Source organism: Lentilactobacillus sp. TOM.63 (assembly GCF_030361045.1).
In the GTDB taxonomy this organism is placed as follows: domain Bacteria; phylum Bacillota; class Bacilli; order Lactobacillales; family Lactobacillaceae; genus Lentilactobacillus; species Lentilactobacillus dabitei.
In genome coordinates this window covers 1-16,602 of sequence record NZ_JAUCAP010000034.1, presented here as the reverse complement: position 1 = coordinate 16,602, position 16,602 = coordinate 1, and the positions used below count along the sequence as shown (strand labels likewise).

15 protein-coding genes are annotated in these 16,602 nt (G+C 41.6%); 6 read left to right on the top strand and 9 right to left on the bottom strand.

All coding sequences use genetic code 11. The features are described from left to right. Nucleotides 1-99 precede the first annotated feature (99 nt). Nucleotides 100-951, top strand: coding sequence for an AraC family transcriptional regulator (locus QUF07_RS07995; protein WP_289427151.1), 852 nt, complete (start codon nt 100-102; stop codon nt 949-951). Between the two features lie 171 nt (nt 952-1,122). Here the strand turns inward: QUF07_RS07995 and QUF07_RS07990 are convergent, their stop codons facing one another. From QUF07_RS07990 to QUF07_RS07980, 3 genes are all read right to left on the bottom strand, one after another. Next, nucleotides 1,123-1,569: a hypothetical protein gene (locus tag QUF07_RS07990; RefSeq protein WP_217342213.1), complete on the bottom strand. Its 447-nt coding sequence runs from the start codon at nt 1,567-1,569 to the stop codon at nt 1,123-1,125. Nucleotides 1,570-1,972: 403 nt separating this feature from the next. After that, complete coding sequence (gene sfsA / locus QUF07_RS07985) at nt 1,973-2,740, bottom strand: DNA/RNA nuclease SfsA (RefSeq protein WP_217165174.1); 768 nt, start codon at nt 2,738-2,740, stop codon at nt 1,973-1,975. Between the two features lie 6 nt (nt 2,741-2,746). Then, entirely contained in the window at nt 2,747-3,307 is a 561-nt protein-coding gene (locus QUF07_RS07980; RefSeq protein ID WP_217342212.1) for a TetR/AcrR family transcriptional regulator, read from the bottom strand. 184 nt (nt 3,308-3,491) lie between these two features. On the opposite strand from QUF07_RS07980, the gene QUF07_RS07975 reads away from it, so the two are divergent. Together QUF07_RS07975 and QUF07_RS07970 are read left to right on the top strand one after the other, a co-directional pair. After that, entirely contained in the window at nt 3,492-5,240 is a 1,749-nt protein-coding gene (locus QUF07_RS07975; protein ID WP_217342211.1) for an MFS transporter, read from the top strand. A 76-nt stretch (nt 5,241-5,316) separates the two neighbouring features. Beyond that, nucleotides 5,317-5,850, top strand: coding sequence for an HdeD family acid-resistance protein (locus QUF07_RS07970; RefSeq protein WP_289427150.1), 534 nt, complete (start codon nt 5,317-5,319; stop codon nt 5,848-5,850). Between the two features lie 754 nt (nt 5,851-6,604). Here the strand turns inward: QUF07_RS07970 and QUF07_RS07965 are convergent. From QUF07_RS07965 to QUF07_RS07945, 5 genes are all read right to left on the bottom strand, one after another. Beyond that, complete coding sequence (locus tag QUF07_RS07965; RefSeq protein ID WP_217165182.1) at nt 6,605-7,753, bottom strand: glycerate kinase family protein; 1,149 nt, start codon at nt 7,751-7,753, stop codon at nt 6,605-6,607. A gap of 95 nt (nt 7,754-7,848) precedes the next feature. After that, nucleotides 7,849-9,147, bottom strand: coding sequence for a GntP family permease (locus QUF07_RS07960; RefSeq protein WP_289427149.1), 1,299 nt, complete (start codon nt 9,145-9,147; stop codon nt 7,849-7,851). Nucleotides 9,148-9,541: 394 nt separating this feature from the next. Next, nucleotides 9,542-10,366: a YitT family protein gene (locus tag QUF07_RS07955; protein ID WP_217165184.1), complete on the bottom strand. Its 825-nt coding sequence runs from the start codon at nt 10,364-10,366 to the stop codon at nt 9,542-9,544. A gap of 177 nt (nt 10,367-10,543) precedes the next feature. Next, the gene (locus tag QUF07_RS07950; protein ID WP_289427148.1) at nt 10,544-11,728 is read right to left on the bottom strand and encodes an RNA-guided endonuclease InsQ/TnpB family protein; all 1,185 of its coding nucleotides are present in this window, start codon (nt 11,726-11,728) and stop codon (nt 10,544-10,546) included. Beyond that, a complete protein-coding gene (locus QUF07_RS07945) occupies nt 11,700-12,299 on the bottom strand; it encodes an IS607 family transposase (RefSeq protein ID WP_217165468.1) in 600 nt (199 codons plus the stop codon). The genes QUF07_RS07950 and QUF07_RS07945 overlap by 29 nt, the downstream gene beginning before the upstream one ends. Before the next feature lie 299 nt (nt 12,300-12,598). Between QUF07_RS07945 and QUF07_RS07940 the strand changes: the two genes are divergently transcribed. Continuing rightward, nucleotides 12,599-13,300: an ABC transporter ATP-binding protein gene (locus QUF07_RS07940; RefSeq protein ID WP_217165380.1), complete on the top strand. Its 702-nt coding sequence runs from the start codon at nt 12,599-12,601 to the stop codon at nt 13,298-13,300. 338 nt (nt 13,301-13,638) lie between these two features. On the opposite strand, the gene QUF07_RS07935 is transcribed toward QUF07_RS07940, so the two are convergent. After that, complete coding sequence (locus QUF07_RS07935; RefSeq protein WP_217165378.1) at nt 13,639-13,872, bottom strand: hypothetical protein; 234 nt, start codon at nt 13,870-13,872, stop codon at nt 13,639-13,641. Between the two features lie 363 nt (nt 13,873-14,235). Between QUF07_RS07935 and QUF07_RS07930 the strand changes: the two genes are divergently transcribed. Further along, nucleotides 14,236-15,297 carry a YdcF family protein gene (locus tag QUF07_RS07930; protein ID WP_249778528.1) on the top strand — a complete coding sequence of 354 codons (1,062 nt, stop codon included), beginning with the start codon at nt 14,236-14,238 and terminating at the stop codon, nt 15,295-15,297. Between the two features lie 96 nt (nt 15,298-15,393). Beyond that, nucleotides 15,394-16,425: a VanZ family protein gene (locus QUF07_RS07925; RefSeq protein WP_289427146.1), complete on the top strand. Its 1,032-nt coding sequence runs from the start codon at nt 15,394-15,396 to the stop codon at nt 16,423-16,425. Nucleotides 16,426-16,602: the final 177 nt, after the last annotated feature.

Here is a 16,602-nt window from a genome sequence, read left to right as displayed (position 1 = left end):
TTAACACCAATTGCCTTGTACAATAGAAATTGTAAACGCTTAAAAATGCAATTTCTTTGCATTTCTGGATTTAATTATTGCAAAAAAGGATCTGATTAAATGATTATCGATCTCCCAGCTGATGGCACGCTCCCAACAGATATTGTCTGTGCCCATAACCGTAATCGATTCCACGACACCCCTTTTCATCAGCATAGTCATCATATCGAGTTGATTGTCTTCATTTCTGGTAACGCTGTTTTTTATACCAAGAATCAGGCGTTCCCGATTAAACCCGGTTACCTAATCGCAATTCCCAATGGCGTTTGGCATCGGGTAGTCTCAAATGATTTTAGTCCCTATGAACGGATTTTTTTGAACGTTGACTTAAATTTAATTAAACGATTGTCCACTAGTCAAACCGATTTATTTAATTGCTTCAAAACATCGGGACGAAAAGAAGTAAATATTTTGGGCCTTAATCAAAACGACCTTAGTCAGTACATTTCATTATGCGACCAGCTCATTCCTACTTTGGACCAAGACGCCTTTGGGGATGATGTCAATCAAAAAATACTCCTCTCACAAATCCTTTTGATGGCAAACAAGGCACACAAGGTCCAGATACAGCCTAAAAATATCATTCCAAAGTTTTTAGAAGAAATGACTCACTATATTGACGAAAATTTAGATCAAGATTTGAGTTTGACCGCCTTTAGTAAAAACTTTTACTTGAGTTCTAATTATTTAAACAAACATTTCAAGAAATATCTGGGAATTTCAATTCATCAGTACGTAACCGAAAAACGGATTGAACAAGCCAAACAATTATTGAGGGCTAATCTCAGTGTTACTGAAGTTTGCGAAAAGTGTGGTTTTGGCAATTACAGCAATTTCATTAGATCATTTAGTAATCATGTGGGAATGGCTCCCGGAAAGTATAAGCGAAAATACAATGAGACTGGGAGATAGGCGTTTAGATCCCAGAATTTAACGAAAAAAATGCGATCATTCCCGGTTTTGGAATGATCGCATTTTTTCGTTAAATTCTGGGATCTGCCGTTTGTCGCAGCTTTCTACAATATAAAAGTGGTGATCAAAGTTGTCATTACAAACTGAAAATGACTAATGTCCCACCCTCGTTTATTTAAACAATTCCCTATTAACGACTCGATAGCGTGCCGTCACCGAATTATGGTTAAAGAACCGGTCGACAATTCGCACGTCCTCCGGTTCGCCCACCCAACAATAGTGGCAGAGATGATCAATTTGAATTTGTTTCGCCAACATTTTGAAGCCAGGAACTTCAAACGTCTTAACCATCTCATTCATTTTTTCCGGATATGTTAGTGTGTAGCCGGCATGGGTGACAATACAGGTTAAATCCCATTCGGGCTTTGAGTAAATGGTCGCGCCACCCAGCTCTTTAAAGACATGAAATCCTAACCGTTTCAAAACTGGGACGACGTCGATTGCCAACCGATTGCCGTCAGCTGGTGCAACTGCGGCTTCCTTGATGAGCGGAATGACATCATTTTCTGTTCTACCTTGAAATAAGTTGATTAACTTTTGTTCTGATGCGTGAGCCATTATGAATTCCTTCCATTTCTACATAATTGATTTGATTTTTCGGATTAGTTACCGCTTTCATTATATAACGGATTAGGCTGGTTTTCGAATTAGATTAAGAGCCTCGTTTCAAGTATTGGCTGAATTATACGTTCTACAAACTAGCAGAAAGAGTTTTTGAAATTAATAACTAGCAAAACGGCGTTACAACATCGATCACTCATGACAGATGTTGTAACGCCTATTTATACCGTTCAGCCAAAATGATTGCCCTGATTTTTTTGCACAGAAAGAAGCTGGTGAAGGCTCGCCAACGTTTCCTGCCGTCAATGAGTTTTCTGAATTTGATGTGAATAAATATAATGACTGGCTAGCAACGCTCGATTAAATGATTTTCAAATTGTTTCCTTTAAAGGAACTACCATCAACTATCGGCTAGATTCCCTCTTAGACCAATCGACGATGGCAGCCCATCACTGACAAATTGCTGATTAAGATCAAAGGGAACCGGCTGATTTAACGTTAATTCACCTGGTTGGACATTGCAGTCATAGGCCACCACGTGAACGCCCTTTTTCTGAGCCCGACCAATTTCCAATGCTAGTGGTTCAAAAATAGCCCGCTCAATCGTGACAACTTTGATCTTTTCCATTTGGATGACAAACAATAAATAGGCCAGATAACCATCGTTAATTGCCCGCTCCAAAGTTTGCACGTGCTTCAACCCCCGAGTGGTTGGGGCATCTGGGAAGGCGGCAATCCCTTGATTGGCTAAGGTAACGCCTTTAACTTCAAGAAAGAACGGACAATTGCCAGCCGCCATCCCAGAAAAATCCAATCGTGAATCCAAATAAGTGACTTCTGGCGTAACGCTGGTGATTCGCTTAATATCAGGCAATTGAATATCATTGCTTTCAAGGCCTATTTTAACCAACTTATTGGGTGCTTGAGAATCAATATTAATCCATTCCAGGTCATATTTCTTGGCGGCCACCAAATCATACTGAGTTTTTCGAGCAGGGTTATGATTCTCAACTAACGCAACTGTCACTCCTGGCTGCAGAATGGTTGTCCGGCCAGTATTTTTAACATGGGCGACCACAACTTCACCGGTGGTTGCCAAACGACAATGGGAAATAAATCGATTTGGCCGATCGATGAAGCGAGCTAGGTGTGTATTCGGATATTTCATTATCTACTACTCCTCGTAGTTCATTTTTTTCAATGCGATTAATAAGGTATGGGCAACCTCTTTGGGGGAATCTGGATTCTCTTCAATTAACCACATATTCAAGATGTTCCAGAACCCACCAAATGAAAAGCTCATGACGTAGGAAATTTCCCGTTTAGTTCCTTCAATATGCCAGGGAGCTTGAAAAACGTCGTAAAGTTTCGTTGCTTGCGGACTTAATTTGGCCAGCAGAACCATAAATAAGTTCTGCTTAATTAACAGTCGAATTTCATTTCGCTGTTCATACCAAAACGAAAAGAAAGTTGTTAATACCTGCTCAAAATCCATATTAGCCCTTGATAAATTGGTTAACCTTGCCAAGTAGGCGTGAATCATTCGATTGCCATAATCGTCCAGTAGGTCCTCTTTGTCCTTAAACGAACGATAAAAAGTTCGCCGGGATAATTGGGCCTGCTCTGAGATATCTTTAACGGTAATTTCCCCATATGGTTGCCTTTTCAATAATTCAAAAAAAGCAGTTGTGAGCCATTCTTTTGATTGTTTCGCAATTCTTTGCTTACCGTTCATTCGTCTTCTCCTGTCACAGATTTTGAGTTTTGTAGCACTTTGTCAAATACCTAGTGTTTTCGTATCAATGCCAGTATACTAAAAACCAGGTTGAATGTCACACGTGTGAACATAAGCTACTTGTGTGACAAATTATATTTGCGCAAATATAATTGCCTATTCAATTCAGGAGGCAATTATAACAATGAATAAAATTAAATATGTATTACCAGTATTATTAATCGGTAACCTCTTGTGTATGATGGATGTTTCCATTATGACAATCGTGCTGCCCGAAATTCAAACCGCTTTTAATGAAAGTCTGACAAATTTATCTTGGACGTTAAACGTTTATACAATCGTTTTTGCTTCATTTATCATCCCATTTGGTCGACTTGCGGAAAAGTTTGGTCGCAATAAGTTTGTCTTTACCGGCTTGATTATCTTCGCTGGCGGCTCCTTATTGTCTGGTATTTCCACCAATCTTTCTTTCATGTTAGTTGCCCGAGGAATCCAAAGTATCGGTGCCGCCATGATCATCCCGACCAGTATGGTCATCGGCCTCGAACTCAGTAACCAACAAAATCGCAATAAGATTGTGGCGGCTTTGGCGGGTGTTCAAGGACTGGCGGTCGCCTTAGGACCAAGTATCGGCGGCTTTGTAGCTCAATATTGGGGCTGGCGTTGGGTTTTCTTCATCAATGTGCCATTGATCGTCATCGATTTGATTGTTTTTCCAATGGTCCTATCACTGCGCCACGAGCAAACCCAATCAGCACCAATTGATTGGACTGGTGCCTTGTTAAGTGTTGTCATGTTATTTTCGCTTTCACTTGGTTTGATCAAAGGAAACACATGGGGCTGGGACTCGCCAATCATTTTAGGCTTATTTGCAACTGCATTTGTCTCACTTCCACTCTTTATCTTATTGGAACGCAAACTAAAGCTGCCAATGATTAACATGAATTTATTTCACAGCCGAAATTTCAATGGTGCCAGCATCTCACTAGTACTCTGTAATTTCTTCTTAGGCGGTATGGCAGTCCTCATCCCAACTTTTCTAACCAGGGTACATGGGCAAAGTGAACTCGGGGCTGCATTACTCATTACCCCTTATTCAGTGGCCGTGATGTTCTCGGTTATCATCACGTCATTATTAGTCAAGAAAATCAATAATAAATTGCTGATTGGCTTAGGGTTTACACTAATTGGGATTAGTTATTATTTACTCGCCAATATGGATTTAAGTCAAAATTACAATCAGCTGATCATCGCCGCAATTTTGCTCGGGGTTGGTTATGGCCTAGTTGCTGCCACTGCCAACATTCTCGCAGTCGCCGACTTCCATGGCTCAATTTTAACGGCCTCGCAAAGTGTCGCTAACGTCTTACGTCAAGTGGGAATGGTCCTGGCGATTGCAGTCTTTATGACTGTCTTATCAACTAACATTGATACAGCTAAGCAACGAACGCTAAACTATGGTGAGTCACAAATTAGCATGCTCAATTCTACAGCAGCCCTGAAATCAAAATTGCAACGTAAAATTCATTCAAAGCTCAATCCCAACAGTACTAACGTCACAAAAGTAAAGGGGAGCTTGAAATTCAAAGGTGCCAAAATATCACAGGCTAAGCGGTCGGCCCTTATTAGTCAAAGTAACGGTCATGAATTAGCGCTAATCGCTACAAAGGAAAAGTTACCGGTAAAAGCAATTCCGGCCAAACTGAAATCACAAGTTTTAAAGAATGTCTCGGCCACAGTTAACCAAACGATTACTAGAAAAGAAAATGACTTGGATCACCAGTTAAAAACGCTCATTGCTCGGATTAAACAGCAATTGAAGGCTCATTTAAACCACGCTTTCCTAAGTGTTTATGCCAACTTAATTTGGTTACCATTTCTGTCCCTGCTTGTGATTCCAATATTCGATTTTAAGACCCACCAAAAAATCTGATAACCTGTTACTAATTACTGTTGTTTTGATCACATTTCTCGTATCATGAAGACAGTAATAAGTTGGGGGAGATCGTATGTACTCATTTATCAATCAAATTAGAAATTATGTTTGGCTCAAAAGTTTGGCTTATATCATTTTTGGCCTACTGTTCCTGTTTGAACCACATGAAACTTTGAACATTTTTATTATCATATTAGCAGTCTTTTTCGCGGTGTTTGGCATTATCAACTTGATCTCTGGCTGGTGGCAGCGATCCCACGATGATATCACCAGCTACAGCCTGACAGTGGGCGTCTCGCAACTAATTATCGCCTTGATCATTTGGATATTTGCGAAACCATTGCTTGCCTTTTTGCCATTAATTGTTGGCCTGACGCTGGTTATCATGGGCATCTCCAAAACAGTTGACGGCATTCAACAGCATCGTGAATACGTGAATGTTTCGCCTTTTCCGAATAGCCTGTATGGGATTTTGTTGGTCTTAGTGGGCATCATGCTGATGTTTAACCCATTCGGCACTGTGTTGGTGGTTCTCCAATTCTTCGGGGCAACCTTAGTGGTCATGTCGATCCTGGATATCGTGATGGCTTGGCGTTGGAGCCGGTAATGAATCACATTTACCTAATAAATAAAGCAAACGTCACTTCTGTTATAAATAGATAACGGAGGTGACGTTTCTTTATGCATTTCCAACTATTTTGTTTTGCTCTTAACGTAGTAGGTGAGAATCCAACTTTAAGACTTGGAATCCTATAGAATAATCCGGCCACAATTAATCTGATGTTTGAATACTCTCAAGTTATGCCAAAAATGGACATTGTTTACTATTTCACAATAGTTTATAATGAGAGGGTGGAGATTTAGGTATCCAGCTAATCGCACTTTGAATCTTGCTGTACTGCATACACTTATCATATTCAGCTTTAAAGCGGGGGTCCTATAGTCTCAAAGTTCTGAGGGAACTTGTTCGAATCAACTATCCGCGCTGATGGTTAGCAATATTTAACGCGGGAGTTCAATTAAATCAATCATCGTACATTGAGTTGAAATAATCGACTTTCACTCAAACGGCGGCCTGATCGGGATCTCCAACCACCGAAATACCACTTAGCTGGTCGATTACGACCAGATTAATTGCAGGTCTGACCCACGATCTGACATGATTTGATTGAAACTATTGATAATCATTTTCAATGCGGTAGATAGTTGAACATATTAGCGTGATTAGCACAACTGTCCACACAAAAAGGCGGCCTTTTATCAGGAGGCCGTCTTTTTATTGTCAGATTTTTACTTTTGTACGATGGTTTAGTTTTATTGTTGTTTCACGTGTAACATCCATTCAATTAGTGAACGATTGACTACTTCGCCAACGTCTTCTTAATCAACCTTGCAATATTTTCCGTCACCTGAGCAACATCGTGGGTTGCAGTATCCAAGGCATCCTGCAAGGTTTTAACCCCCGCCACGCTGGTAAAAATTGCGTCGATTGATTTATCAGCATACAGTTCATTGATGCCATCCCCGACACTGCCGGCAATCACTACAACGGGTGCTTGAGGCGCCACCTGTTTAGTTGCTAAGGCGACGCCATATGGGGTTTTACCGAATTTGGTTTGGAAATCAATCCCGCCTTCACCGGTGAAGACAAAATCCGCCCCTTGAGCTTTTTCTTTAAGGCCACTATATTCAACCACAATGTCCACGCCTTTTTCCATCGTGGAATTCGTAAATGCCAACAGACCTGCCCCTAAACCACCAGCAGCACCAGCACCAGGATAATTGGCCAAATCCTTATCAAGGTCTCGCTGAATAATAGCTGCATAATGTCGCAGATTGTGATCAAGTATTTTCACCATCTCTGGGGTGGCACCCTTTTGCGGTCCAAACACGGCAGAAGCCCCATTATCACCAACTAATGGGTTGGTCACATCAGAAGCAATCAAAATTTCTAAATTTTTAATCCGTGGGTCAACTTTTGTCGTGTCAATTCTTGCCAGCTGATCAAGGCTGCCACCGCCGACTTCAATCTCATTATCTTGTTGATCAAGCAGACGAACCCCAATCGCTTGGGCCATGCCAGCGCCGCCATCATTGGTTGCACTGCCGCCAATCCCTAAAATCAACTTAGTGATTCCATGGTCGAGCGCCTTTAAAATTAATTCTCCAGTTCCAAAAGTCGTTGCAATTAACGGATTGTGAGTCTTCTCATCAACAAATTGAATCCCACTGGCTTGGGACATTTCGATGACCCCGGTCTTGCCGTCACCAAGAATGCCAAATTTGGCATCAACTTGATTTTTCAATGGCCCAGTCACTTTTTCCGTAAACAGCTTGCCGTGAGTAGCATCAACTAAGGATTGAACGGTTCCCTCACCACCATCAGCCATTGGCACCAGCGTGTAATCTGCATTGGGATACACGCGGGCAAGGCCGGTTTTCATTGCTTCAGCAGCTTGTTTAGCAGTTAAGCCGCCCTTAAATGAATCAGGTGCGATCACAAATTTCATACTTTTCCTCCTGCAAGTTCTTAAACTCATTCATCTAAAGCTGGTTCTTCCTGAATCAGAATGACCTCGTCAAAACTGCTTGTATGTCAGCAGTTTTAGAAGAAGCCATACATCACCGTTGCGACAATCGTCATTGAAAGTCCAACCATTGATTCGTATACGATCGAACGAGAACGTTCTTTGATTTCCATGTGCATCGCGTTAGCCGTAACGTGGAAATAATTTCCATGTGGTAAATGATCAATCACCGTCGCTCCGGTGTGAACCATTGCTGCGGCGGCCAGTGGACTCACTCCGAAGCCGAGAATTGCTTTACTAAATGAGCCAGTTGCCAGGATAACCCCAGTTGAAGTCGAGGCGGCTGCTGCGGCCATTAGGATTCCTGAAATTGGGGCAAGAAAGACACCCGAAACGTGACTCACCTTAATCAGGCTGATAATCTCGGTTGGTAAACTAGATGACGTAATCAAGGCACCAATCATTCCGGCACCCAACAGAATCATTACCACGTCAGTCATTCGAGTAATTCCTGATTGGGCGTATGACTTGAGATGCGTCCCCTTTTTCATTGCCAAGGCGCCGATAATTGCGGCGATCGGTAGGACGTACATCGCATCCAAGTTTAATTTTGTTAAAAAGCCAACGTGAAAAATGGAGCCAATTGGATTGAGCAAAAGTAAAATAATTGCCAGAACTGGTGTAACCAACGAAGATCCCAAGGATGGCAGATCTTTGACATTGGTCTCTTGAGTCAGATTTGCCAAATCGGTGTCCAAGACTTTAGATCCCTTGTTTCGTAATAGTGAGGCAACCAAGACCGCCACAATCAAACCAACGACTGCTGGAATAAAGTCGGCAATCATCACTTGGCTTAATTCCAAGCCAAAGCCCTTTGCCGCAGCAATCGTATTGGGATTAGGTGAAATCACATTTCCAGCCTTTCCACCACCAGATAGAGCGACTAACAAGGCCAGCTTTGAAATGTGCATCCGTTCACCAACTTCAAGCGCAATTGGGGCAACGATTAAAACTGCAACTGGGATGAAGACACCCACCCCAGTAATCACCATTGTCGCAAAGGCAAGACTGAATAGTGCCAGTCGATCGCCAAGCTTATTAACGATCGCCCGAGCAATCGTATCCGCGGCACCGGATTCCATCATGACGCCAGCCAGCATCCCTGCAGCAATAACTCGCAGGATCGTCCCAATGACACTTTGAGAGCCTTGAATGAGGACATTAATTGTCTGAACAAGATTATCGCCACCAATCAGACAGCCGATAATGGCCCCTAACATCAATGAATAAACCGGATTGAGCTTCCATAAAATCAAAATAATTGCAAGGGCTAAGCCTAGTAAAGCTGCCCACCAAGGTAAAATTAACGTTCCCACTATTTATGCCTCCTAAGAAATAAAGATTATATACCAATGAACCGCTTTTTTGGAAGTCACCCCCTTAATTGGTATATTAATAGTATCCACAGGAAAATGCAGAAACTATACCGATAGTATACACGATTATGTAAGCGAATTCACGTGACTTTTTAAGAATCTTTCTAACGCCCTCACCACTGAATGAAAGCATTATGTCTCTTGACGTTTGCTCACAATTTATCATTCTAGCACATTATGATCAATTAGTGAGTTATCTTGAAAATATTTTTCAAGATAACAAATGACATCTCCCCATCATAATCCAAATACTAAAACAAGCTAAGATCACTTCCAGTTAGAGGTTGATGCACAACCAACTCAAACTAGACGTCATCTTAGCTTATTTATTGAATCATAAAAGTTTCCCCAGAGCCTCACCTTTGACGCTATGAACATTATCCACTACTACGAAAGCTTCAGGATCCACGCTTGACACCAATGGCACAATTTGAGCCACTTGTTTATCCGTGCAAATCACGTAAATCATCGGTCGCTTTTCTTGATGGTAATACCCTTTGGCCTTAATCAACGTCATTCCCTGGTGAAGAACGGCTGACAACTCTGCGGTCACTTCATCAGTCTGGGCCGAAATAATTGTCACCGCCTTACGGGCACCAAATCTCGCCAGGAGCTTGTTCAGCACAATGGCTGAAACGGACAACTCAATAATGGTCAAAAGCATATTTTGAAAACCGATAATTAATCCGGAAGGAATCGCGACCAACAAATCAAACATCAGCATCGCCGAGCCGTTTTGCATGCCAAAGTAGCGATTAACAATTTTGGCGAGAATGGTACTGCCGGCAATGGTTCCTTCACCGCGAAAAATGATCCCCATCGCGATTCCCATCAAGACACCGCCAGCAATCGCCGGGATCAGGGTTTGATTTGTATGATAGTTCAACAACGGTGGTAATTTTAAGAAAATCGAAATCCATAGCACTGCCCAAAGTGAATACCACACCGTGTGTTTTTCCAGATACCGAAACCCGACCAGCATCAAAATACCGTTCAAAACAAAGTTTGTATAAGCTGGGGAAATATGTAATGCGTAATATCCAATTGTTGTCAAACCGGTCACGCCACCCTCACCAATTTGATGAGGAATTAAAAAATCGTTGATAGCAATCGCATAAATCAATGCGCCAATCATGATCTGGAGACCATTTTTCACCATCTGCCTTGTCCTTAACTTAATCGAACCCACCTGCTACTGAAAATATACCTGAATGTATATCCAGATTTTTCTTGCTTCATCCTATCCCACCTCGACACAAGCTCTCTACTATGGTTGATATGATAGTCCACAAGCGTAAATTCCCGGCTAGCCACCGGTACATTCTTCGTCGCCTGGTTAGTAGGCTAAAACAAAGTTGTCAGTATCTCTAATATTCAACGCAGCATTAATATCGCGATCGGTCACGTTGCCACAATTAGGGCATCTATAAATGCGTTCACTCAATGATAAATTAACTTTTTTGTATCCACATTGGTGACATATCTTTGATGTGGGCTCAAAGCGATTCACGAGATGGACCGCGATTCCCAATTGTTGGCACTTGTTAATCAGCTTAGTTCTGAAATTATAGAACCCTTGTTGGTTAACTGCTTTGGCTAAATGGCGATTTTTGATCATGCCTTTAACATTCAAATCCTCAATTGACACCCAATTCGGTTTGGTTCTCACCAAGTTAGCGACAATTTGATTTTGATAATCGGCTTGAATGTTGTGTAGTCGTTGATACAGACGTTGCACTTTCCGCTCTGTTTTGGCTAGGTTAAGATCAGTAGCAGATCTTCCTTCTTTCATTTTGCGAGCTTTATATGCAATATACTGACGGGATAATTTTCGTTGTGTGCGTCTTAATCGTTTTCGAATTCGTTTAACTTGACGATCCTTGTTCCGGTTGCGATAAATAGTGCCATCATCGATAACGGCAAATTCTTTAACCCAGAGATCAATCCCAATTGGATCACCTAACAAGAGTTCATGGAGTTGTTCTGGTTGTTCAACCAAACACGTTAGATAATAACGCCCAGATTGTTCTTTAATCCGGCCAGATTTAATCACGTAATGCTCAAAGTCCGTTGGTAAATAACCATCTTCTTTGAACCGCACCCAACCGAGTTTTGGGAGTTTAATGCGGTGACGTTCACAAGCAATAACTTGTTTGGCACCGTTTTTTACGAAATAATAGGACCCTTGATGTCGTTTATATGATCGCCACTTAGGATACTCACTTTGGTGTTTAAAGAAACGTTTCATCGCTGTATCGGCATCAATAAACGCTTGTTTAGTTGATTTTGCATAGTAATCTTTGATCCATAAATCATCTGGGTTAATGGGTAAATACTCATTGTTGAACCACTTGGAGAATTCATATGCTCCCATATACCAATAGCCATCTTGGTAGCGTTGTTGCTTCATTTCTAAGAAAAAATTGTAGGCCCAGCGACTGACGCCAATGTGACGATCAATTAGATAGGTTTGTTCCTTGGTCGGTTTAATTTCAATTTTGTAAGTGATTAACGTCATCATCGTCACTCACTTTCTTTTGGTATTTTCGCAGTCCGTAAACACGGCTGGAAAATACATGAATAATTGAAATTAAATCCTGAACAACTTCGGCTTCGGGGGATAGTTGCTCATTATTGACCACCACAATTTCGGTGCCAAATTTTGCACAAAACTGTTGGAACCAATCAAAGCCAAACCGGGTAAAGCGATCTGGATAGGCAATATAGATTTGGTTGACTTTGGATTGCATCACTTCATCAAGCAATTGGTTCCACTTTTTGCGCTTATAATTTAGGCCACTCCCGACGTCAGTGATTACTTGATCAACGATGATCCCTTTTGCATTTACATATTGTCTAAGAAACTTAACCTGATCGCGTAAATCATCCTGCTGCGCTGCGGTTGATACCCGAGCATAAATAACATTTTGGCGGTTGGCTGTAGGTTTTCCAATTGCTTTTAAATAATCGGCCTCAGTATAATAACGACGGTTCGTGACGGTGCGTTTAGCGGGGAGTTTTCCTTGACGATCCCATTTTTGCAAGGTCTTAACCGATACCCCTATACGTTCAGCCAATTCTTTTGGTTTCATGTATACTCACCTCGTATACATTATATCATATAAAAACATATTAGAGTATATTGTTAATAATAGTTTTCACGCTCCCTAACAATTTCATTATATCTCACTTACCGAATGAGCATTCCTAACCACAATCCGAAAACTATCACATTTCACAGGCATTATGACCTCCTCCTCGATGAAAACTTATTTCATCAGTATAACGGAATTGGCAAAAGCTTTCAGCCAACTTTATTTCAGAAGTAGTTGTCTTTCATTTCAAAAACAGGCTATAGTTACTGTATAGAAATAAGGCAGGAGGAACTAGAATGGCATACATTGACGTCAAACACGTTTCAAAAATTTACGGCAGTGGTGAGCAAGAAGTGCGGGCAAACGATGATATTAACTTCAAAATTGCTAAGGGTGAGTTGACGATTATCGTTGGGGCATCAGGGGCCGGCAAATCCACCTTACTCAATATCTTAGGTGGCATGGACACGCCAACTAAAGGCCAGATCATTGTCAATGGCAAAGATATTTCAACGGATACCAGTAAGCAATTAACAACCTATCGCCGCCACTCAATTGGCTTTGTCTTTCAATTCTATAACCTGATCCCGAATTTAACGGCGCTGGAAAATGTTGAACTGGCCTCACAGATTTCTCCAGACGCATTAGATGTTGCCGAAGTGATGCAGGAAGTTGGCCTCGGCAAACGAATGAATAATTTTCCAGCTCAACTCTCCGGCGGTGAACAACAACGGGTTGCCATTGCCCGGGCTATCGCCAAGAACCCCGAATTATTACTGTGTGATGAACCCACTGGCGCCCTTGATTACAAAACCGGCAAAAGTATTTTGAAATTGTTACAGGATTTTAGCCATCAAACTGACAAAAACGTCATCATTGTGACCCATAATGGCATGATTAAGCCAATGGCCGACCATATCATTGAAATTGGTGACGGTCAGGTTAAACAAGATAAGCTAAATGATCAGCCGAAACCGGTTGAAGAAATTGAGTGGTAGTGACTACCTTTGAAAGCAGGATTAGTGTTGAGCCAGACGTGTTAACAATCTAACATTTCCCAAACCAAAAGAAACGGCTAAAACAAATCTGGATTTGCCTTAGCCGTTTCAGAGGATGAATAATTACAAATGGCGGTAACCCCCACGTGCAGCTATGGGGGTTACCAAGTTTTTGGCCTACGATCGTCCTCAAACCAATGACAGCTTGCGATGCTCAATCGTAAACCAAGGACAAAACCGATAAGCTGGTGACTTCATCTGAACATGCAAGCTGAAGTCATCGACATTGATGAACTTATATATGACTGCATTGTTCAATGCGATAATATATAAATTTATCAACCAACGAGAATCTTGTAACGTTCCGGACCGTCAATCGTGTGAACCTCGACCTCCAAGCCGTTTGGCAACTGAACACCCTCATACCAGAAACTATGATGAGCGTGAGCCGAAAATTTAAAGACATATCGATAACTATGGTTCTCTCGCTCGATATGCAGATAACCTTCGCGGCCATCCGACAGCTTGACGTCTTGATCCTTGTTAACTGGTCGGACGTAAATCTTGGTCATGAAATCACCTCCTTTCACGTCCACCTGTATAATAGTTGGAATTGCTCAAAAAAACAATCAAAATTATTGATTTACGGTTTTTAATGGGCCAACAATTATAAATTACTGAAGCAGCGACGGACCCTGGTCTATTTCAGCCCAGGTCTTATTTTTGGCTAGGGATCATGACCATTACCATTAAGGGTCAAATTCCTGTATAATTGTCAACATAAGTGTCATCCTACGCAATTAGGATGACTTTTTAAGTTAAGCCGCCTCATTGATCTGATGACACTCACACCAGGTCACTGCTTTATGACGACCTTTAAAATTCTTTGCTTAACCACTATCACTGAAATATAATAACGGAAAGGGGTGTTTGCCTTGGCTGTCGTACTAATTCCTACTCTGATCATTTTCCTGATCCTCACGGGAACGTTATGTACATATTTAATTCGTAATCGAAACACATCCATGCTGGGGTGGTTAGCCAACTTTTCACTTTTGGCTCTGCTGGTCTTACTTGTCCAGCTCATCTCAGTCTTTAATAACCAAGCCTTGGGAATCATTTTTGGCTTATTGGTTGCTTTGATTGGGGCCATTGTTTTTGTGGGGTTAGTTCTGAGCTTTATTTTTTTATTTTGGAATGCCATTATCGTTTGGAAACGTGAGGGTCACAGCCTCAGCAGCTCATTGACCTTAATTGTGGGTATCGGGGTTGTCTTAGCCGATATTTTACTCTTCTTCAACCCAATTCACGCTCCTGAACCAATTCAATTAGGTGTGATGTCGTTTTTAACCTATGTCATCTTTTATGTGTTGCTCACCGTCTGGAATACTATCACCTCAATGTTGCTGTATCATTGGTATTTTCCCAAAAAAGATAAGGACTACATTATTGTTCTAGGAAGTGGTCTAATTGATGGCTACAAAGTTGGTCGCCTACTGGGCAATCGCATCAACACAGCAATTGACTTCTATCACACTCAACTCCAGACAACTCATAAACGCGCCAAGCTGATCTTTTCCGGAGGCCAAGGGGCTGATGAAAAGCTCCCTGAAGGAAAAGCCATGCAGCAATATGCCATCGATCATGGTATCCCTGAAGCTGACACCCTCGTTGAGGATCGATCGGTCAACACCAAACAGAATATGCAATTTTCTGAACAAGTCATTAGAAATGATGGCGGCTCTGACGCCAGTAAGAAAGTTTTTGTCACCAACAACTACCACACTCTACGGGCGGGCATTCTCGCTCACCAATTAAAAATTGCGGCTTACGGGTTGGGTGCTCCAACACCACTTTATTTCCTGCCCAACGCTGTCATTCGTGAGTACCTTGCGCTGTTTGTGATGCACAAGAAATTCCACATAACCGTATTGGTTCTAATACTCGCCTTGTCAATCACGTTGGCCATCGGCGCATTGGTCGTTCCAAACCATTAATCATTCAACATCAACTGAGGAGAACTTCATGTCACAATATATCAACGTTATTTACACCGCTGCCATTTTTTCCCAATCATCGCCTTGATGATTACCTTGCCAATTCTACTGTTTAACTATCATCGTTACGGGGCATTACCAAAATGGAATATTTTTATTCTTTACACATTTGTATTCTATATGCTTTGTGCTTATTTTTTGACGATTCTACCCTTGCCATCAAAAAGTTTTGTGGCTCATTTGACCACCCCGACTCACAATTTTATTCCTTTTACATTTGTGACTTACTTTTTGAAATATAATCCCTTTTCTTTGACCCATCCAAGCACTTGGATTGCTGCTCTGAAGGCGCCAACGGTGATCCAACCGGCCTTCAACCTGCTGTTAACCCTGCCGTTTGGCTTTTATCTCCGGTATTACTTTAATCGTAATTGGAAGCAAATCGTCCTGTTAAGCTTTTGTCTATCACTATTTTATGAATTAACCCAATTTTCCGGCTTATACGGAATTTACCCACGGCCCTATCGACTATTCGATGTCGATGATTTAATGTTGAATACCCTCGGTGGCTTTCTGGGTGGTAGTCTGGCCATCTGGTTAGGGCGCTTCCTACCGAATAAACAGAAGGTGGAAAAATCAGCCGTTGCTAGAAGTCAAAATATTTCGGTCATTCGCCGGGGAACCGCGTTGACAGTAGATTGGATCATTATTTACATCCTGAGTGACATTTTAACCATCTTTCTCAAGCCCCACTGGCTAATCACCTTCATCGTGGGCGCAATTTATATCTTTGGATCTGAAGTTACCCATCAAAAAACGCTTGGCATGCGGATCGTTGGCATGCGACTCACCAATCGATTTGGCCAAGATGCCACCTGGCTACAAATTATCTTGCGAAATATTATCGCCTATGGGATTATCGGTGGCACCTTTGGCATCCAAGGACGCCTGCTGGATATGACAGCATATGCGCCAGTTTCACAATTAGTCACCATTCAAAGAGCTGTCTTGGCCCTCTCATTTATCCTCCTTTTAATTTTGGTTGACTTATTAATTGATACATTTTCACAAAAGCACCGGCTCTTCTTTGAGCGCTTGAGTGGTACAGATACAAAGATTGGTCGCTAAAATATTGCTATCCAAATTAAGTGTCTGGAAGATTAGGCTGCAGATTGTGTATAAATGTAACTTGGTTTTCTCACCTATATTGATAAAACTTGCGACAAACGTAAGCACTAAATAACTGGACGTCTACTTCGTAGACGTCTTTTTGAGTACCATAGAATTATTAATTAAGTATGAGGT